19 protein-coding genes are annotated in these 19,731 nt (G+C 52.9%); 15 read left to right on the forward strand and 4 right to left on the reverse strand.

Going from position 1 to position 19,731, the window contains the following annotated elements; translation table 11 throughout:
- Window positions 1-33 precede the first annotated feature (33 nt).
- From I6L54_RS22935 to pmrB, 5 genes are all read left to right on the forward strand, one after another.
- Window positions 34-795 carry an AraC family transcriptional regulator gene (locus I6L54_RS22935; RefSeq protein ID WP_040234017.1) on the forward strand — a complete coding sequence of 254 codons (762 nt, stop codon included), beginning with the start codon at window positions 34-36 and terminating at the stop codon, window positions 793-795.
- Window positions 796-922: 127 nt separating this feature from the next.
- Window positions 923-2,260 (forward strand): arginine/agmatine antiporter, encoded by a 1,338-nt coding sequence (gene adiC, locus I6L54_RS22940; protein WP_040234018.1) that lies wholly within the window; start codon window positions 923-925, stop codon window positions 2,258-2,260.
- A 143-nt stretch (window positions 2,261-2,403) separates the two neighbouring features.
- Window positions 2,404-4,041, forward strand: a complete 1,638-nt coding sequence (gene eptA / locus I6L54_RS22945) for a phosphoethanolamine transferase EptA (RefSeq protein WP_040234020.1) — start codon at window positions 2,404-2,406, stop codon at window positions 4,039-4,041.
- Window positions 4,042-4,045: 4 nt separating this feature from the next.
- Window positions 4,046-4,714 (forward strand): two-component system response regulator PmrA, encoded by a 669-nt coding sequence (gene pmrA, locus I6L54_RS22950; protein ID WP_005132497.1) that lies wholly within the window; start codon window positions 4,046-4,048, stop codon window positions 4,712-4,714.
- The gene (gene pmrB / locus I6L54_RS22955) at window positions 4,715-5,797 is read left to right on the forward strand and encodes a two-component system sensor histidine kinase PmrB (protein ID WP_040234021.1); all 1,083 of its coding nucleotides are present in this window, start codon (window positions 4,715-4,717) and stop codon (window positions 5,795-5,797) included.
- Here the strand turns inward: pmrB and pmrR are convergent.
- Both pmrR and proP read right to left on the reverse strand, forming a co-directional pair.
- Window positions 5,791-5,880, reverse strand: coding sequence for an LpxT activity modulator PmrR (gene pmrR, locus I6L54_RS24655; protein ID WP_003826741.1), 90 nt, complete (start codon window positions 5,878-5,880; stop codon window positions 5,791-5,793). The two genes, pmrB and pmrR, sit on opposite strands and share 7 nt — an antisense overlap.
- Before the next feature lie 156 nt (window positions 5,881-6,036).
- The gene (gene proP / locus I6L54_RS22965) at window positions 6,037-7,539 is read right to left on the reverse strand and encodes a glycine betaine/L-proline transporter ProP (RefSeq protein ID WP_040234023.1); all 1,503 of its coding nucleotides are present in this window, start codon (window positions 7,537-7,539) and stop codon (window positions 6,037-6,039) included.
- 701 nt (window positions 7,540-8,240) lie between these two features.
- Here proP and kdgT point away from each other — a divergent pair.
- Complete coding sequence (gene kdgT, locus I6L54_RS22970) at window positions 8,241-9,239, forward strand: 2-keto-3-deoxygluconate transporter (protein ID WP_005132500.1); 999 nt, start codon at window positions 8,241-8,243, stop codon at window positions 9,237-9,239.
- Between the two features lie 30 nt (window positions 9,240-9,269).
- Here the strand turns inward: kdgT and I6L54_RS22975 are convergent, their stop codons facing one another.
- Together I6L54_RS22975 and crfC are read right to left on the reverse strand one after the other, a co-directional pair.
- Window positions 9,270-10,163 carry a diguanylate cyclase regulator RdcB family protein gene (locus I6L54_RS22975; RefSeq protein WP_040234025.1) on the reverse strand — a complete coding sequence of 298 codons (894 nt, stop codon included), beginning with the start codon at window positions 10,161-10,163 and terminating at the stop codon, window positions 9,270-9,272.
- Window positions 10,160-12,517 (reverse strand): clamp-binding protein CrfC, encoded by a 2,358-nt coding sequence (crfC, locus tag I6L54_RS22980; protein ID WP_040234027.1) that lies wholly within the window; start codon window positions 12,515-12,517, stop codon window positions 10,160-10,162. Before crfC ends, I6L54_RS22975 begins: the two co-directional genes overlap by 4 nt.
- Window positions 12,518-13,059: 542 nt before the next feature.
- Between crfC and I6L54_RS22985 the strand changes: the two genes are divergently transcribed.
- The 9 genes from I6L54_RS22985 to I6L54_RS23025 all read left to right on the forward strand — a co-directional run bounded on the left by I6L54_RS22985 (window position 13,060) and on the right by I6L54_RS23025 (window position 19,687).
- Complete coding sequence (locus I6L54_RS22985) at window positions 13,060-13,395, forward strand: zinc ribbon domain-containing protein YjdM (protein ID WP_003031835.1); 336 nt, start codon at window positions 13,060-13,062, stop codon at window positions 13,393-13,395.
- Window positions 13,396-13,534: 139 nt separating this feature from the next.
- A complete protein-coding gene (gene yjdN, locus I6L54_RS22990; protein ID WP_005132515.1) occupies window positions 13,535-13,984 on the forward strand; it encodes a VOC family metalloprotein YjdN in 450 nt (149 codons plus the stop codon).
- 132 nt (window positions 13,985-14,116) lie between these two features.
- On the forward strand, window positions 14,117-14,905 hold the full coding sequence (gene phnC / locus I6L54_RS22995; protein WP_005132516.1) for a phosphonate ABC transporter ATP-binding protein: 789 nt from the start codon (window positions 14,117-14,119) through the stop codon (window positions 14,903-14,905).
- Between the two features lie 23 nt (window positions 14,906-14,928).
- Window positions 14,929-15,945: a phosphonate ABC transporter substrate-binding protein gene (gene phnD, locus I6L54_RS23000; RefSeq protein ID WP_005132518.1), complete on the forward strand. Its 1,017-nt coding sequence runs from the start codon at window positions 14,929-14,931 to the stop codon at window positions 15,943-15,945.
- A 103-nt stretch (window positions 15,946-16,048) separates the two neighbouring features.
- Entirely contained in the window at window positions 16,049-16,828 is a 780-nt protein-coding gene (gene phnE, locus I6L54_RS23005; protein ID WP_003841119.1) for a phosphonate ABC transporter, permease protein PhnE, read from the forward strand.
- A 20-nt stretch (window positions 16,829-16,848) separates the two neighbouring features.
- Window positions 16,849-17,574: a phosphonate metabolism transcriptional regulator PhnF gene (gene phnF / locus I6L54_RS23010; RefSeq protein WP_005132524.1), complete on the forward strand. Its 726-nt coding sequence runs from the start codon at window positions 16,849-16,851 to the stop codon at window positions 17,572-17,574.
- On the forward strand, window positions 17,575-18,027 hold the full coding sequence (gene phnG / locus I6L54_RS23015; protein WP_005132527.1) for a phosphonate C-P lyase system protein PhnG: 453 nt from the start codon (window positions 17,575-17,577) through the stop codon (window positions 18,025-18,027).
- The gene (gene phnH / locus I6L54_RS23020) at window positions 18,024-18,620 is read left to right on the forward strand and encodes a phosphonate C-P lyase system protein PhnH (protein ID WP_005132528.1); all 597 of its coding nucleotides are present in this window, start codon (window positions 18,024-18,026) and stop codon (window positions 18,618-18,620) included. Before phnG ends, phnH begins: the two co-directional genes overlap by 4 nt.
- Window positions 18,620-19,687, forward strand: coding sequence for a carbon-phosphorus lyase complex subunit (locus I6L54_RS23025; protein ID WP_005132529.1), 1,068 nt, complete (start codon window positions 18,620-18,622; stop codon window positions 19,685-19,687). Before phnH ends, I6L54_RS23025 begins: the two co-directional genes overlap by 1 nt.
- Window positions 19,688-19,731 lie beyond the last annotated feature (44 nt).

Below are 19,731 nucleotides of genomic sequence, written 5' to 3' on the forward strand. Positions count from 1 at the left end.
GGTATTTGATGTTCATATTCCGGGAGTTTGGGTATGAGGCTTTGCAGCAAAGAAGCTTGTGTTGTTGTATTAACGGAGAAAGATGTTTGGTTAAGGATTAACGGTAAAGAAGCCATCAGTTTAAAAGCTAACCACATGGCTCTGGTGGCGTGTGATAATAATATTATCGACTTCTCTTCACTTAATAATGCACTGGTCGTACATATCAGTCGCGATGTCATTAAAGACTATCTACGATTTTTAAATAAAGATCTTTCACAGTTCCCTCTCTGGCAACGTAGCGCCAATCCGGTGATGACCGCCGTCTGCCTGACGCCGGATGTCTTTCGGATTGCCGCCCAACACAGCGTGATGGAAACGCAAAACGAAGGCGAAAATGAGCGTACCCGTTCGCTACTGTTCACCGTATTATCGCGTTTTCTCGACAGCAAAAAGTTTATCTCCCTACTTATGCATATGTTACGCAATCGCATCAGCGACAGCGTTTACCACATCATTGAGAGCGATATCCATAAAGACTGGAATTTAAGCATGGTCGCCAGTTGCTTATGTCTGAGTCCCAGTTTGTTAAAGAAAAAGCTCAAAAATGAAAATACAAGTTACAGTCAAATAATAACCACGTGTCGTATGCGTTATGCCGTTAATCAATTAATGATGGACGGGAAAAACATTTCACAGGTATCTCAGCTGTGCGGATATAACAGTACTTCATACTTTATCTCCGTATTCAAAGAGTTCTATGGAATGACGCCGCTGCATTATGTCAGTCAACATCGGGAACCCTCCGCTGCCTGATTTTTGATCATTTAGCGATGAGCCATAATAATATCAGCATTGGCGATACCCCTGTTCCACCATCATAAAATAGTCTTCTGAAGAGGTATGATGTGACGTCATTTATCCTTATCAGGAGTTAAAAAATATGTCGACGGATGCTGATGCTCACAAAGTGGGCTTAATCCCCGTCACCCTTATGGTGTCGGGGAATATTATGGGTTCCGGTGTATTCCTGCTACCCGCAAACCTGGCGTCAACTGGCGGGATTGCAATCTACGGATGGTTGGTCACTATTATCGGTGCTCTGGCACTGTCGATGGTGTACGCCAAAATGTCGTCCTTAGACTCCAGTCCCGGTGGTTCTTACGCTTATGCGCGCCGCTGCTTCGGTCCCTTTTTAGGCTACCAGACCAACGTGCTGTACTGGTTGGCCTGCTGGATTGGTAACATCGCCATGGTCGTTATTGGCGTGGGTTACCTGAGCTACTTCTTCCCTATCTTAAAAGATCCGTTGGTTCTGACGCTCACCTGTGTCGTGGTACTGTGGGTCTTCGTCTTGCTGAATATTGTCGGTCCAAAAATGATCACTCGCGTGCAGGCCATTGCGACAGTACTGGCGCTGGTGCCCATTGTTGGTATTGCCGTCTTCGGCTGGTTCTGGTTCCGCGGCGAAACATATATGGCGGCCTGGAACGTCAGCGGCATGAATACCTTCGGCGCCATCCAAAGCACCTTAAACGTAACCTTATGGTCGTTCATTGGGGTTGAAAGCGCCTCCGTCGCCGCCGGTGTGGTTAAAAATCCGAAACGTAACGTCCCTATCGCCACCATTGGCGGGGTATTGATTGCCGCCGTCTGCTACGTTCTCTCTACCACGGCGATTATGGGTATGATCCCTAACGCTGCACTGCGGGTGTCAGCCTCACCGTTTGGTGATGCTGCACGAATGGCACTGGGCGACACCGCCGGGGCAATTGTCTCCTTCTGTGCCGCTGCCGGGTGCCTCGGTTCTCTGGGCGGTTGGACGCTACTTGCCGGACAAACTGCCAAAGCGGCAGCCGATGACGGCCTGTTCCCACCGATTTTCGCCCGCGTCAACAAAGCGGGAACACCGGTTGCCGGGCTAATCATCGTCGGGATCCTGATGACCCTCTTCCAGTTCAGCAGTATGTCGCCAAACGCCGCAAAAGAATTTGGTCTGGTCTCTTCGGTCTCCGTTATCTTCACCCTGGTGCCATATCTGTACACCTGCGCGGCATTGCTGCTGCTGGGTCACGGTCACTTTGGTAAAGCGCGTCCGATGTACTTACTGGTGACCTTCGTGGCATTTGTCTACTGCATCTGGGCAGTGGTGGGTTCTGGCGCCAAAGAAGTGATGTGGTCGTTCGTGATGTTGATGGTAATCACCGCACTATATGCGCTCAACTACAACCGGATCCATAAAAACCCGTATCCTCTGGATGCCCCGACCAACAATAATTAATGCCTGTAAGCGTCGTTGCCCGATGACATAAGCGCATCGGGCCTACGCATCCCCCCACCAGTACCTGCTAACATTAAGAACTTAATGTTGGCTTAATTTTACTTTGAGAGGATCCGCTCCACTTAGTCGATGGAACCCCCTTAATGTTAAAGCTCCTGTTTAAAAGACCGACTCTCGGGCAAATCAGCTGGCTATTGCTGATCTCATTTTATCTTGCGACCTTCCTGAACATCGCGTTCTACAAACAGGTACTGCAAGACCTTCCGCTGGATTCCCTGCGCAACATCCTGGTGTTCTTATCGATGCCGGTTGTCGCATTCAGCGTCATGAATATCGTGCTCACGCTGGCCTCTTTCCTGTGGCTTAACCGCCTGGTCGCGTGCATTTTCATTTTGGTCGGGGCGTCCGCCCAGTATTTCATTATGACCTACGGCATCATCATTGACCGCTCGATGATCGCCAACATGATGGATACCACACCGGCTGAAACCTTCGCCCTCATGACGCCGCAAATGCTCCTGACACTGGGACTGAGCGGCATTCTGGCCGCCATCGTTGCCTGCTGGGTAAGAATCAAACCTATTACGCCTGCGCTGCGCAGCGTGTTGTACCGCGCTGCGAATATCCTGATATCGGCACTGCTTATCGTGCTGGTCGCCGCCTTCTTCTATAAAGATTACGCATCGCTGTTTCGTAATAACAAAGAGCTGGTTAAGTCCCTCAGCCCGTCCAACAGCATCGTGGCAACGTCATCCTGGTATTCACACCAGAGGCTGGCCAACCTGCCGCTGGTGCGTATTGGCGAAGATGCGCACCGTAATCCAGAAATGGTGAAAGGAAAACGTAAGAACCTCACTATTGTGGTGCTCGGTGAAACATCACGCGGCGACAACTTCTCTCTGTCAGGTTATTCACGTCAGACCAATCCGTTGCTGGAAAAAGATGATGTCGTTTATTTCCCGCGTACAACGTCCTGCGGTACGGCGACAGCCGTTTCCGTTCCCTGCATGTTCTCCGACATGCCACGAGCGCACTACGACGAAGAGCTGGCTCACCACCAGGAAGGCGTACTCGATATCATCCAGCGGGCGGGAATTAACGTTCTGTGGAATGATAACGACGGCGGCTGTAAAGGTGCCTGTGACCGCGTACCGCATCAGGATATGACTGCGCTGAACTTACCAGGACAGTGTATTAACGGTGAATGCTACGATGAAGTCCTGTTCCACGGGCTGGAAGAGTACATTAATAACCTGAAGGGCGACGGCGTGATCGTGCTGCACACCATCGGCAGCCATGGCCCAACCTATTACAACCGTTATCCGCCACAGTTTAAGAAATTTACCCCAACCTGCGATACCAACGAAATTCAAACCTGTTCGCAGCAGCAACTGGTGAATACCTACGACAATACCATCCTGTACATTGACTATATTGTTGATAAAGCGATCAATATACTGAAAGAGCATCAGAACAATTTCACCACCAGCCTGGTTTATCTTTCCGATCACGGTGAATCCTTAGGAGAAAACGGCGTCTACTTGCACGGTCTACCGTATTCGATTGCGCCAGACACACAAAAACATGTACCGATGCTGTTGTGGCTCTCCGAAGATTATCAGCAACGCTACCAGATTTCTCAAACATGTTTGCAGAAACGGGCCAGCTCAGAAGATTTCTCACAGGATAATCTGTTCTCAACCCTGCTGGGATTAACGGGCGTACAAACCAAGTATTACCAGTCAGCAGATGATATTCTGCACCCATGCAAGGGAGGCTAACCGAATGAAAATTCTGATTGTTGAAGACGATACACTGTTACTACAGGGGCTGATACTTGCCGCACAAACGGAGGGCTACGCCTGCGATGGCGTGTCAACGGCCCGTGCCGCCGAGCATTGCCTGGAAACGGGGCATTACAGTCTTGTCGTTCTGGATTTAGGTTTACCGGATGAGGATGGCCTGCATTTTCTGACCCGCATCAGGCAGAAAAAATACACCGTACCGGTACTCATCCTGACCGCCCGCGACACCGTGAAAGACCGCATCACCGGGCTGGATGTCGGCGCTGATGACTATCTGGTCAAACCGTTCGCGCTGGAAGAACTGCATGCCCGCATTCGGGCGCTGTTACGTCGGCATAACAATCAGGGTGAAAGTGAGATTATCATTGGCAACCTGACATTGAATATCGGCCGCCGCCAGGTGTGGATGGATGGACAAGAAATTGTCTTAACGCCAAAAGAGTACGCGCTATTGTCGCGGCTGATGCTCAAAGCGGGGAGCCCGGTACACCGGGAGATTCTGTATAACGACATCTACAGCTGGGATAACGAGCCGTCGACCAATACGCTGGAAGTCCACATCCATAACCTGCGCGATAAAGTGGGAAAATCACGCATTCGCACGGTTCGAGGTTTTGGCTACATGCTGACCGCTACTGAGGAAAGCTAAGTGAATTTGATGCGTTTTCTAAAGCAACCGCTCCCGCTTCGCCAGCGTTTAATGCTGACGATCGGCCTGATTCTGCTGGTCTTCCAGCTGATTAGCACCTTCTGGTTGTGGCATGAAAGCACCGAGCAAATACAGCTGTTCGAACAGGCGTTACGCGAAAACCGTAACAACGATCGCCATATCATGCACGAGATCCGTGAGGCTATCGCCAGCCTGATCGTCCCCGGCATTTTTATGGTCAGCCTGGCGCTGCTGATTTGCTACCAGGCAGTGCGACGAATTACCCGTCCTCTTGCCGATCTCCAACAGGAGTTAGAAACTCGCACAGCGGATAATCTGGCTCCCATTAATATCCGTAGCTCCACCATTGAGATACAGGCGGTAGTGACGGCGCTCAATCAGTTGGTTACGCGGCTAACAACCACTATCGACAACGAGCGGCTGTTTACTGCCGACGTTGCCCATGAGCTACGAACGCCACTATCCGGCGTTCGTCTGCATCTGGAATTGCTGTCAAAAACCCACAATGTTGACGTTACGCCGCTCATCACCCGTCTCGACCAAATGATGGACAGCGTGTCGCAGCTGTTGCAACTCGCCCGTGTGGGTCAGTCGTTTTCGGCCGGAAATTACCAGCATGTCAAACTGCTGGAGGACGTCATACTGCCCTCCTACGATGAGCTCAGCGCCATGCTGGATCAGCGGCAACAAACGTTGCTCCTGCCGGCAAGCACAGAGGATGTCATCGTACGCGGCGACGCCACTCTATTGCGGATGCTGTTGCGAAATCTGGTAGAAAACGCCCACCGTTACAGCCCGGAAGGTACCAACATTACGATTAACCTTAACGTGGAACAAAATGCAATTCTGGCCGTTGAGGATGAAGGGCCAGGCATTGATGAAAGTAAATGTGGGGAACTGAGCAAAGCATTTGTGCGTATGGATAGCCGTTTTGGCGGGATTGGGCTGGGGCTGAGCATTGTCAGTCGAATTACCCAGTTACATCACGGGCAGTTCTTTTTGCAAAACCGCCCAGGAGCCAGTGGCACTCGCGCCTGGGTGGTGCTGGAGAAAGATCAGTAAGAGCTCACCCACACATACAAAAAGCTGCTCACAATCAGTACGCTGCAAACGGTGGTCAAACTTTCATAAATACGGGTTTTCATGACACTCTCCTCCGATACTATGGAGGAGAGTTTGCCTGAAGGATATTAAGCCAACCTTAAGGCCACGCGCCGGATGGCGGCTGACGCCTTATCCGGCCTACAAAGCACAATGCTACCCGTAGGCCTAAAAGCTCGCGCCATCAGGCAATGACACGATTACTCATCAATACGCGGATGCTGCTGCACCAGGCGCGTACGCTTAACCTGTAGCTCGGCAATTTCCTGATCGATGTCTTCGATTTTCTGCTCAATATTGTCGTAGTGCTCACCAAGGATCTCTTTCGCTTCCTGAATATCCGAAGCCGCAGGTGTCGCCCCTTTCAGCGGCTGATTGGCGGTTTCTTTCATGGTCACGCCGGTAATTAAACCCACTACCGCAATCACCATCAGATAGTAAGCAGGCATCATCAGGTTCTGCGAGCTTTCCACCAGCCATGCGGCCAGCGTCGGCGTCAGGCCTGCAACCAGTACCGAGATGTTAAACGCGGCGGCCAGCGCACTGTAGCGAATATGTGTCGGGAACATCGCGGGTAACGTTGACGCCATCACCCCGGTGAAGCAGTTAAGGATCACCGCCAGCATCAGCAACCCGGCGAAAATCAGGCCGATGACGTTACTGTTAATCAGGATAAATGCCGGAATGGCCAGCACAAACAGCGCAATGCTGCCCATAATCACAAACGGACGGCGTCCGAAGCGGTCACTCAGCAGCCCCATAATCGGCTGCACAAACAGCATACCAATCATAATGGCGATAATAATCAGCACACCGTGATCTTCAGAGTAGTGCAGGTTATGCGACAGGTAGCTCGGCATATAGGTGAGCAGCATGTAGTAGGTGACGTTGGTCGCAATCACCAGACCGATGCACGCCAGCAGGCTACGCCAGTGTTTAGTCGCAATTTCTTTAAACGAAATCTTCGGTCCTTCCTGCAGCCCCTGACGATCGCCCTGCTCCAGTTTATCTACGTGCTGCTGGAACGCCGGCGTCTCTTCCAGCGCATGACGCAGGTACAGGCCAATCAGCCCTAACGGTAGCGCCAGGAAGAACGGAATACGCCAGCCCCACTCAAGGAAGTTATCTTCGCCGACGACAGTTGAGATCAGAACCACCACGCCCGCACCCAGCACAAACCCGGCAATCGAACCGAAGTCCAGCCAACTGCCCATAAATCCGCGCTTACGGTCCGGGGAATACTCTGCGACAAAAATCGACGCGCCGGTATACTCCCCGCCGACCGAAAAGCCCTGTGCCATCTTACACAGCAACAGCAGGATCGGTGCCCAGATACCAATAGACGCATACGAAGGGATCAACCCAATACAGAAGGTACTGATCGACATAATCACAATCGTGATAGCCAGGATCTTTTGGCGACCGTATTTATCGCCGAGCATACCGAAGAACAACCCGCCAAGCGGTCGAATCAGAAAGGGAACGGAGAAGGTAGCGAGCGCAGCAACCATCTGCACGCTGGGGTCAGCCCCCGGGAAGAACACTTTACCTAATGCGTAAGCAACAAACCCATAAACACCAAAATCAAACCACTCCATTGCATTACCAAGTGACGCGGCGGTAATGGCTTTTCGCAGTTTTCCGTCATCAATAATGGTGACGTCGCGAAGCGTAATTGGCTTTATTTTTTTCCTTTTTAGCATACCAGTCCTCATAGACTTAGCCCTGTCGCGCTACAGATCGAGTCTCCCAACGCCATATGCGCTAAGGTCATCGCCGAGCGGGGATTGCACAGACGCAATCCCTGTAACAAGCGTAGCAGGTTTACTTACACTGACTGAAAATGAGCAGTACAACCGAACCTGTTGACGCCTGATTGGGCGGTTAATGACCTCTTTACCCTAACAGTGTTTAAATGTGTGATCAACTTCACACATAGTTTTTCATTTCGTCAACCTGCGTAAATCAGGTCGCTTTTAGTCAGCTTTTTTACATGTAATGCTTGCGATTTACTGACAATTAAATACAAGAATAAATCGCCTGGCACCATCAACAATCACAGCAGTCACTATTATTCTGCTAGCAAAAAAATCACCTAATCCTTTCACAAAAAGATCACAGGTCTTTTAATAATCGGAACCTGTAATGATCTTTGCTCAGAATATGTGATGAAGATAACTAAAACATCGTTTTATTTTGATTGAATCAACGTTCCTGTGAATGCAAACTAATTCCAGACGCAATATCCCTGGGAGCAGCAACACGCTCAACGTATGCCGCGTTAGATTTTATAAAACAAAGAGATAGCCGTTTTCTCTGTTAAAACTCAAAAGTAACCTTTTGAATTTAAATAATTTTTACTTTCTTGCGCGTTTATAACCTGCGACAAGACATGAGGACGTTTATGAAAATTAAAGCCACGATTGAACGCATCCCCGGCGGAATGATGTTGATTCCTCTGTTATTAGGCGCAGTGTTAAATACGTTAGCTCCCGATACGGGCGCGTATTTCGGTTCATTTACCAAAGGTATGATCAGCGGAACAGTTCCGATTCTGGCGGTATGGTTTTTTTGTATCGGTGCATCAATTGATTTGCGAGCAACCGGTACGGTATTACGCAAATCCGGCACGCTGGTATTAACCAAAATAGCCGTGGCATGGGTAGTGGCAATGATTGCCGCTTCATTTATTCCTGATACAGGCATTCAAACCGGGTTCTTTGCCGGTCTTTCCGTACTGGCAATTGTCTCAGCAATGGACATGACCAACGGGGGTTTGTACGCCAGCCTGATGAACCAGTACGGTACGAAAGAAGAGTCTGGCGCATTTGTGTTGATGTCTCTGGAATCCGGTCCGTTAATGACCATGGTCATTCTGGGCTCTGCCGGTCTGGCCTCTTTCGAGCCACACCATTTTGTCGGTGCGGTATTACCGTTCCTGATTGGTTTTGCGTTGGGTAACCTGGATCACGACCTGCGTGCCTTCTTTAGCAAAGCGACACCGGTGCTGATTCCGTTCTTCGGTTTCGCGCTGGGCAACACGATTAACCTGAGTGTCATCGTTGATACCGGTCTGCTGGGCATTCTGCTGGGTGTCGCGGTTATCATCATCACCGGTATCCCGCTGATTATTGCTGACCGCGTCATTGGTGGCGGAAACGGTACGGCGGGCGTAGCCGCCTCTTCTGCCGCAGGCGCTGCGGTGGCAAACCCGGTGATTATCGCCCAGATTAACCCGGCATTTGAACCGGTTGCTGCTTCGGCAACTGCTCTGGTCGCTGCCAGCGTGATTGTCACCGCCATTCTGGTGCCGATTATCACCGCGTTGTATGCCAAACGTTTTAATAAAAATCAGGTCGCCAACGAAACGACGGCGACCCAGGCAGACTCACTGCACCACTAAGCCTGCCTTTGCCTCACTCACCGCCTCTGCTCAACTGATGAGCTGGGGCGGTGCGAAAATCTCCTCAACCATCGCATCAACCAGCCGCTTCGCCGAACACAGTCTCGGCATCCCCAACGCCACATTCTGCCAACGCTGCGTCACCGACCAGCTCACCGGATGGCGCTGTGCATCGCACCAGTCACCCAGCCAACTCAGCAGATCGTTATGTTCGCTCGCCCCCCCAACTGCAGGTGAACTCAGCCATTGATGATAATAATGGCGCGTAGTAGGTGCCGCATTCACGCTATGTGCCAGTGTCTGGGCAGCCATCGTGCGTAAATTGTCTTTTAGCATCGACACAACATCGGCATTCGCCAGCCGACAGGCATCACCAAAGGCGCCCCAGCGCAGTTCCTCCAGCGCCACAAAGCAGCGTCCGGGTAATGACCAGCCGTCATACGCGCCAGCCCGCCAGCGAGTAAAAATCTGTTCACTGTGTTCGCCTGCCTGCACGGTCAGCCCACGTTGCGTCAGCGCTTTCTCTTTATATGCGCTACGTTGGGCAAACACGTCAGCCAGTGAAATTAATTGCTGCATCACGCCGGGAGTTGATTGTCCGCGTGGCTGCTCAGTTTGTTGTAAGAGCACCAGTCGCTCGGCAATACGTACCAGCGCCAGATGGCCAGGATCGATAGTGCCCGCCAGCTTTTCCACCAGCTTAAGCCGCATCACCAGGTGTTCGCTGGATACCCCCGCCATCACCCACGCCCGCAGCTGCGTCTGGGATAACACTTCCTGCGTCAGGCGCGCACGCAACCGCTGCTGCTGCTGCAGAAAACCGCCGGAACGTTTGGTTTCATCTCCCTGAACCAGATCGACCATAAACTTCGGGTAGACGCACTCCAGCGTCCGCCCTGGGCCTTCCAGTAACACGTTAGTCATGTATGCTCGGTTGCAAAAAGGGTGTGGATATCGTCACGCAGCAAGCGGGAATCTTCATAAATCCATGCCGCCGTCGTAATACGATGCTGCAATTGTTCATTCATTGCATTCACCGCCGATTCATTTTGCTGGCGCAGGGTCAGACTCTCGCGCAGGCTCGCCTGCAATTGCGTCAGACACAGTGAAAAATCAGCAAAAAACGTGGCCATGCCTGCCGTAACGGAAATATCGACCTGAGCAACTAAAGCTTTACGAATTTGTTGGCAAAACTGAGTGACGTAATGGACAAGATTCTTGTTCAACGCGCCCATATCAATGAGGTAACGCGTTTTTGTTTCGACGTAATCATTCCATCCCCAGTTGGGTTGATTCAGCCAACGTGAGAACGTATCACGCACAACACCGCCGGTGGACGGGGCATTATCAGCAGGGATATCCTGTTCAATAGCCTCGTTAAACAACTGACGGGTATTGAAATTAAACATCGCCGCATGAAAGGCTGGAAAACGGATCCGCGCCCGAAATCCGGCATGATTCAGATCGTCTTTCACCCGCTGCTCAATAGGCCGCATAGCGTCATTCAGCGCCCGGGATAACGTCGATTCAAGCGCCTCAAAACGCAGCGCCAGGTCCCGGCTGATACTCTCCTGCGCCGCCAGCAGGACAACCTCACAGGAGGAGCGAATTTTATCTAACACAATTTTCGCTTGCCCCTCGTCATGCAACACCAGCATATCACCGGCCATTTCCGCCGTCGTAATGGCAGCGCCCATGCCATGTTGTGACATCATCAGCACGTTTTCTTTCACAAAGAACGAGTTGATACTGTACAGAATCTCGGTCTGCTGCTGATTGAGATAGCCGGCAGCAGCCTCCAGCGCCAGCTCAACTTCGTGACTGACCTCGTCGCCCACCCGCGCCTGGCTTTTCTGCAACTGTTGCATGTCATCTTCAATATGCGCGATGTTCATCTGTAACTGCTCATAGGCTACGGTTAAGCCGTGGGCGCGAAACTCCAGATACTCGTGTGCGCTTTGCGAATAGTTCAATAGCTTGTGCGATGCCGAGCGGAGCGCATACAGTGAGGCATTGGCGTAGGCTGCATGGATCACTTTCTGAATCGGTTGTTCAAACAGTGAGTCTTCCCAAAGCAGATCGGCGGCATGACGAATATGTTCTTTATCATCAAGATCGGTGGTACGCCAGCGCCTGCCGAGTGCCGCTTCGGCAAAGTCCTGGACCCAGCGCTGCTCCTGATGATCCGGCAAGCGCCCATTATTCACGAGTTCATGACGTGCCCTGTTGGCCAGATATCCCCACATTGAGGAGACCGGATAAATACGTTCAGGCGTAATACCGCCTTTCATCAACGTGCCGGAAATTAACGCCCGCACCTGCTCTTCATCATCGCTGTTGCGGTCTTTCTGATCGAATTTGTTAACCAGTGCATACAGCGGTACTGACTTGCCAACCGCCATAATGGCCTGACGGACTTCCTCATCCGAAATCGACTTCAGTTGGGTATAATCCATCACCGCCAGTACCGCGGAAGCCCGCGCCAGCTGTTCATTGAGCATTTGCTGTAAGTGTGGCTGCCCGGCCTCATTCGGCCCGGGAGTATCCAGCAGCGTCAATTGTCCCGGATAACTTGCCAGCCCGGCCAGATGCACGAACTCAACCTCAATAACCGGAATATGCTCAATTGCAGCATAGGCGGCAAACGGAAACTCCACCTCCAGCGCTTTAGATAAACGCACCAGATCGTTCAGGCTCTTGAGAAAATAGAAAATAGGCTGTGCGCCAAGGTAATACCGTTCAAATGCCACGCCGTTTTCAATATGTTGGAGCAGGGCATTCATATCCTTATCTATTTCCAGCGTCTGAGCCAGACGCTGACGATCGCATCCCCGCACGCGCTGCTGTAATATTTTCATTAAGGCGTCAATTGGCGCGACATGCAAAAAATGCAGCACCGGCTCTTTCTGTCCCGGTGTATGGCGGATAAGGGTTGGTAACGCCGTCATCGGTCGATTACGATTAGGTAAAACCTCAGTTCCGACAATCGCGTTAATCGTTGTCGACTTTCCCGCCTTCATCGTACCGACGATCGCCAGAACCATTTCCAGACGGGTAATCTTTCGCAGTTCATTGTTAAGCGTTGCCTGCTGGACATCCATGCCACGCGCGCTGAAATGCAGGGGCTGAACAACCTGTCCGCTATGCTCTCCTTTTTTCAGCATGACATCATTCGCCGAGGTCATTGGCAATTTCTGCAATTGCCTGAGATGTTCAAGAGAGAGCATCAGTAAGCGTTCAGCTTCCTGACTTAATTCATAAATTGTCTGTGTGTACATGGAAAATCTTTCCTTAACGCAAATAGCATTACTTTTATTTAGCCAAATCGTTTTATTTATAGATCTTCGGCTTTTATAATTACGTGTGGAAATAATTAAAATTAAAACAACCAGCTGATATTATTAAAATAAAATTTATCGTATGACTGCTGGCCTGATGCCTCTCACTTACTATGTTAAGTAAGAAAGATAAACAGAGTAGTTCAGTTTTAAAAAATGCCAGCTTAATTCCCCTACCAAATTTAAGGGGATCGCAAAGTATTCACTCACAATGACTTAGCTAGTCTGTAAGCCATGCTACCTATGAATATCGGGTGTTTCGCCTCACCTTATCTTAAATAACTAAACGTAGCAATTTCCCTTAAAAAATATTCCTTCTGGTTTTCATAGACGTGAAAGCAACCTGACGCTACAACAGATAGTTGGGCATAATTGGCCTGTAGCCCCGACAAAAGCAGGGATTTTATGTATAATTGCGGCCTTTTTCGGCAATCTGCCAATTTTGGGCGCTTTTGCCCCTGCTGACTTTTGAGGAAATCCACATGTCATTACCACACTGCCCACAATGCAACTCCGAATACACTTACGAAGATAACGGCATGTTCATCTGCCCGGAATGCGCTCACGAATGGAACGACGCTGAACCCGCTCAGGACAGCGACGAACTGATCGTTAAAGATGCTAACGGCAACCTGCTCGCCGATGGCGACAGCGTTACCGTAGTAAAAGATCTGAAGGTAAAAGGTAGCTCTTCCATGCTGAAGATCGGAACCAAAGTAAAAAACATTCGTCTGGTTGAAGGCGACCACAACATCGATTGCAAAATTGATGGCTTTGGCCCAATGAAGCTGAAATCTGAGTTTGTGAAAAAGAACTGATTTAACCTGCCTGATGGCGCTGCGCTTATCAGGCCTACACCAGTTCATTTGTCAGGCGGGAAGCCCATACTTCCCGCCTGGTTTATTTTTGCACACGGCATCTACACTTAACTGGTTTCTTTTACCTGAGGTAAAGATCATGCCGTTAAGTCCCTACATCTCCTTTGCAGGCAACTGCGCTGACGCCATCGCCTATTATCAACAGGCGTTAGGTGCCGAACTGCTCTACAAAATCAACTTCGGTGAAATGCCCAAATCGGCGCAGGACAGCGAAGAAGGTTGCCCTTCCGGAATGAAATTCCCCGATACCGCCATCGCCCACGCCAACCTGCGCGTTGCAGGCAGCGACATCATGATGAGTGATAGCGCCCCCGATGGAAATGCCCACTACTCTGGCTTTACGCTGGTGCTCGACACGCAAAACGTCGACGAAGGTAAACGCTGGTTTGATAACCTGGCAGCAAACGGAAAAATCGAAATGGACTGGCAGGAAACCTTCTGGGCCCACGGTTTCGGTAAAGTAAGCGACCAGTATGGCGTGCCGTGGATGATCAACGTCGTCAAACAGCAGCAGCCGCTATCCGAGTAATCCAACGGGAGGCAAGCCCTCCCGTACTGTCATCAAATATCGCTCAACTCTTCATCACTAAGTAACCTTCCTTTAACGAAAACGTCACATTAATCCGCCACGATGGGGCCACTTTTTTAGGGAGGCCGCAGCATGCAAACGGTTATTCGCGTCGAGAAACTCTCCAAATCCTTCAATCAACATCAGGCGCTTAATGCGGTTGATCTGAATATCTGTGCCGGTGAGATGGTGGCTCTGCTTGGGCCGTCCGGCTCCGGCAAATCCACCCTTTTACGTCATTTAAGCGGTTTGATCGTCGGTGATAAATCACCTGGTAGCCATGTCGAACTGCTGGGTCGCACCGTTCAACATGAAGGCCGCCTGGCGCGCGATATCCGCAAAAGCCGCGCCCACACCGGCTACATCTTCCAACAGTTCAATTTGGTGAACCGCCTGACGGTGCTGGAGAACGTCCTGATTGGCGCACTCGGCAGTACGCCGTTCTGGCGTACCTGTTTTAGCTGGTTTACCGCTGAGCAGAAACAGCGTGCATTGCAGGCGTTAACCCGCGTCGGCATGGCGCACTTTGCATACCAACGCGTTTCCACGCTTTCGGGCGGACAACAGCAGCGCGTCGCGATTGCCCGCGCGCTGATGCAGCAGGCCAAAGTAATCCTTGCCGATGAGCCGATTGCTTCGCTGGATCCGGAATCCGCGCGCATCGTGATGGACACCCTGCGCGACATCAACCAGACCGACGGCATCACCGTGGTCGTCACGCTGCATCAGGTGGATTACGCCCTGCGCTACTGCGAACGCATTGTCGCGCTGCGCCAGGGCAACGTCTTCTTTGATGGCAGCAGCCAGCATTTTGACAACGACCGTTTTGACCATCTCTACCGCAGCATGAACCGCGTCGAACAGAACGCGCAGGCTGCCTGACATCCCCACAATGAGGAATGGAAATGAGCTATAAGACCGTTGCCGCGCTGGCTTTTACCAGCATGTTTAGTCTCAGCACACTGCTCACCCCGGCCCATGCCGAAGAGCAAGAAAAAGCGCTGAACTTTGGCATTATTTCGACCGAATCACAGCAAAACCTGAAGCCGCAGTGGGAACCGTTCCTGAAGGACATGGAAAAATCGCTGGGCGTGAAAGTAAACGCCTTCTTCGCCCCGGACTACGCCGGGATCATCCAGGGCATGCGCTTTAACAAAGTCGATATCGCCTGGTACGGCAACCTCTCAGCAATGGAAGCGGTGGATCGCGCCAACGGACAAGTGTTTGCCCAGACCGTGGCCGCCGACGGATCCCCGGGTTACTGGAGCGTGTTGATCGTTAACAAAGACAGTCCGATCAACAACCTGAACGATCTGATCGCCAAACGTAAGGATCTGACCTTCGGCAACGGCGATCCCAACTCCACCTCTGGCTACCTCGTCCCCGGTTACTACGTCTTCGCCAAAAACAACATCTCCGCCAGCGACTTCAAACGCACCGTTAACGCCGGGCACGAAACCAACGCCCTGGCCGTCGCCAACAAACAGGTGGATGTGGCTACCAACAACACCGAAAACCTCGACAAGCTGAAAACCTCCGCACCGGACAAGCTGAAAGAGTTGAAGGTTATCTGGAAGTCACCGCTGATCCCGGGCGATCCGATCGTCTGGCGTAAGAACCTCTCTGAAGCCACCAAGGACAAGGTGTACGACTTCTTCATGAATTACGGCAAAACGCCGGAACAGAAAACCGTACTGGAACGCCTGGGATGGGCGCCGTTCCGTGCCTCCAGCGACTTACAACTGGTGCCGATTCGCCAACTGGCGCTGTTTAAAGAGATGCAGGGCGTGAAGGACAACAAAGGGCTGAACGAGGAAGAGAAAACCAGCAAAACCTCGGCGCTGAAAGCACAGCTCGACGACCTGGACCGTCTGACCGCCGCCCTGGGCGCCATGACCAGCGTCAGCAAAGCGGTGCAATAACCCTGCGCCCGGTGGCGCTTCGCTTACCGGGCCTACGATGTTTTGTAGGTCGGATAAGGCGCCTGCGCCGCCATCCGGCAATAACCGATGCACGGAGCCAAACATGCAAACCATCACCGTTGCCCCTCCCAAGCGTAGCTGGTTCTCACTACTGAGCTGGGCCATTCTTCTCGCCGTGCTGGTGGTCTCGTGGAAAGGCGCCGAAATGGCTCCGCTCACGCTGATCGAGGATTCCGGCAATATGGCGACCTTCGCCGCCGACTTCTTCCCGCCGGATTTCAGCCAGTGGCAGGACTATCTCGGTGAAATGGCCGTCACCCTGCAAATCGCCGTCTGGGGTACCGCCCTCGCCGTGGTGTTGTCGATTCCCTTCGGTCTGATGTGCGCCGATAACCTCGTGCCGTGGTGGATTTACCAGCCGATGCGTCGCCTGATGGATGCCTGTCGCGCCATCAACGAAATGGTCTTCGCCATGCTGTTCGTGGTCGCCGTTGGTTTGGGTCCGTTCGCCGGGGTCATGGCGCTGTTTATCCATACCACCGGGGTGCTCTCCAAGCTGCTTTCCGAAGCGGTAGAAGCCATTGAACCCGGTCCGGTAGAAGGTATTCGCGCCACCGGAGCCAACAAAATTGAAGAGATTCTGTACGGCGTTCTGCCACAGGTCATGCCGCTGCTTATCTCCTACTCGCTGTATCGCTTTGAATCCAACGTTCGTTCCGCCACGGTAGTCGGTATGGTCGGCGCAGGCGGCATTGGCGTGACCTTATGGGAGGCGATTCGCGGCTTTCAGTTCCAGCAAACCTGCGCCCTGATGGTGTTAATCATCGTCACCGTCAGCCTGCTGGATTTCCTTTCCCAGCGTTTGCGTAAGCACTTTATCTGATTAGCGAGGCATTGATTGCTATGCACTTGTCTACACATCCGACCAGTTATCCAACGCGTTATCAGGAAATTGCCGCGAGACTTGAGCAGGAGCTTCGTCAACATTATCGCTGCGGTGACTATCTGCCCGCCGAGCATCAACTGGCCGCGCGTTTTGATGTTAACCGCCACACCCTGCGCCGCGCCATTGACCAACTGGTTGAGCGCGGCTGGGTTCAGCGTCGCCAGGGAGTCGGCGTGCTGGTGCTGATGCGCCCGTTCGATTACCCGCTTAATGCCCAGGCACGCTTTAGTCAGAACCTGCTGGACCAGGGCAGCCACCCCACCAGTGAAAAACTGCTGGCGGTGCTGCGTCCGGCCTCCAGCCACATTGCCGATGCGCTCAGCATTAACGAGGGCGATAACGTGATTCACCTGCGCACCCTGCGCCGGGTAAACGGCATCGCACTGTGTCAGATCGACCACTATTTTTCCGACCTCACGCTGTGGCCGCTGCTGCAGGGCTTTAACAGCGGCTCACTGCACGACTACCTGCGCGAACAATCCGGTCTGACGCTCCTGCGTACGCAGACGCGCATCAGCGCCCGCCGCGCTCAGGCCAAAGAGAGCAAGGTGCTGGAAATCCCCAACATGGCGCCGTTGCTGTGCGTGCGCACTCTGAACCACCGTGAAGGCGAAGAACAGGCGGCGGAATATTCCGTCAGCCTGACCCGCGCCGACATGATCGAATTCACCATGGAGCACTGAATGCATTTCGATACCGCCACTCGCCAGCGTTGGATGCGCGCGCTGGCTTACAGCAATGCCGAAGATCTGAACGCCCGCATCAACGCGCTCAAACTAACGCCGGACTATGAGCTTATCCGCGCCCCGGAAAGCGGACTGATGCAGATCCAGGCCCGTATGGGCGGCACCGGTAATCGCTTCTTTGCTGGCGACACCACGCTTACCCGCGCGGTTATTCGCCTGAAAAGCGGGACGCTGGGCTACAGCTACCTGCTGGGTCGCAATAAACAACACGCCGAGCAGTGTGCGGTCATTGACGCATTGCTGCAGGAACAAACGCATTTCCAGAACCTAATGGAAACCTTAATTGCCCCGCTGGAAGCGGAACGCGAGGCGCTGATTAGCGCCCGCCGTGCCGAAGTCAACGCCAGCCGGGTCGACTTCTTCACGCTGGAACGCGGAGATAACGCATGACACGATCTACGGCACTTCTAACCGCTTTTAATTTACCCGTTCAGGATGCTCAGCAGAGCTTTCGTCGTCTGCTGAAGGCCATGAGTGAACCGGGCGTCATCGTCGCCCTGCATCAGCTGAAACACGGCTGGCAGCCACTGGGTCTGGCAACCACCAGCGCGCTGCTGACCCTGGCCGACGGCGACACGCCGGTCTGGCTGGCGCCGTCGATGGATAACGATATCTCCCGGCAGAACCTGCGTTTTCACACCAGCGCGCCGCTGGTGGATCAGCCCCAGTTGGCTGCCTTTGCCGTCGCCGACGAACGTATCAGCAGCGAACAGCTAAACGCCCTCTCTGCCGGTTCCGCCGTCGCACCAGAAACCAGCGCCACGCTGATTGTGCAGGTTGCAGGTTTAAGCGGTGGACGCATGCTGCGTCTGACCGGGGCGGGTATCGCCGAAGAACGCATGATCGCGCCACAGCTGCCGGAATGCCTGATCCACGAGCTCACCGAACGTCCGCACCCGTTCCCGCTGGGAGTCGATCTGATCCTTACCTGTGGCGAACGCATGCTGGCCATCCCGCGAACCACTCATGTGGAGGTGTGCTGATGTACGTCGCCGTCAAAGGGGGCGAAAAGGCGATAGCCAACGCCCATGCACTGCAGGAAAACCGACGCCGGGGCGATCAGACCATTGCTGAACTGAGCGTGGCACAAATCGAACAGCAGATGAACCTGGCCGTCGACCGGGTGATGACCGAAGGCGGCATCGCCGATCGCGAACTGGCGGCACTGGCGCTCAAACAGGCCAGCGGCGATAACGTCGAGGCCATCTTTTTGCTCCGCGCTTACCGCACTACGCTGGCAAAGGTCGCTGTCAGCGAACCGGTTAACAGCGCAGAAATGCGCCTCGAACGGCGTATTTCCGCTGTCTATAAGGATATTCCCGGCGGGCAGTTGTTGGGTCCAACCTACGACTACACCCATCGTCTGTTGGATTTTACCCTGCTGGCCAATGGCGAAACCCCGCCTTTGCGCAGCGCAGACGGCGCGCAGGATGCCTCCCCGCACGTCTTTTCCCTGCTGACGAATCAGGGACTGGCAAAGCGCGAAGAGGACGACGACGCTCAACCCGATGACATCACCCGCACGCCGCCGGTTTACCCCTGTTCACGCGCTTCACGCCTGCAGCAGTTGATGCGCGGCGACGAGGGATATCTGCTGGCGCTGGCCTACTCCACCCAGCGCGGCTACGGGCGCAATCATCCGTTTGCCGCCGAAATCCGCAGCGGCTATGTGGCACTGGAAACCGTCCCGGAAGAGCTGGGATTTGCGGTGAACATCGGCGAACTGTTGATGACTGAATGCGAAATGGTCAACGGTTTTGTCGCGCCAGAAAATGAATCCCCCCATTTTACCCGCGGCTACGGGCTGGTGTTTGGCATGAGCGAGCGCAAAGCGATGGCGATGGCGCTGGTGGACCGCGCCCTACAGGCAGCCGAATACGATGAAACGGTCACCGGACCGGCGCAGGACGAAGAGTTCGTGCTGGCGCATGCGGATAACGTCGAGGCGGCGGGTTTTGTTTCGCACCTCAAACTTCCCCATTACGTCGATTTCCAGGCCGAACTGGAACTGCTCAAACGCCTGCAACAGGAGGCCACCCGTGACCACTAACCTCTCCGGCTACAACTTTGCCTATCTTGATGAGCAGACCAAAC

The organism is Citrobacter pasteurii, from assembly GCF_019047765.1.
Taxonomy (GTDB): Bacteria; Pseudomonadota; Gammaproteobacteria; order Enterobacterales; family Enterobacteriaceae; genus Citrobacter; species Citrobacter pasteurii.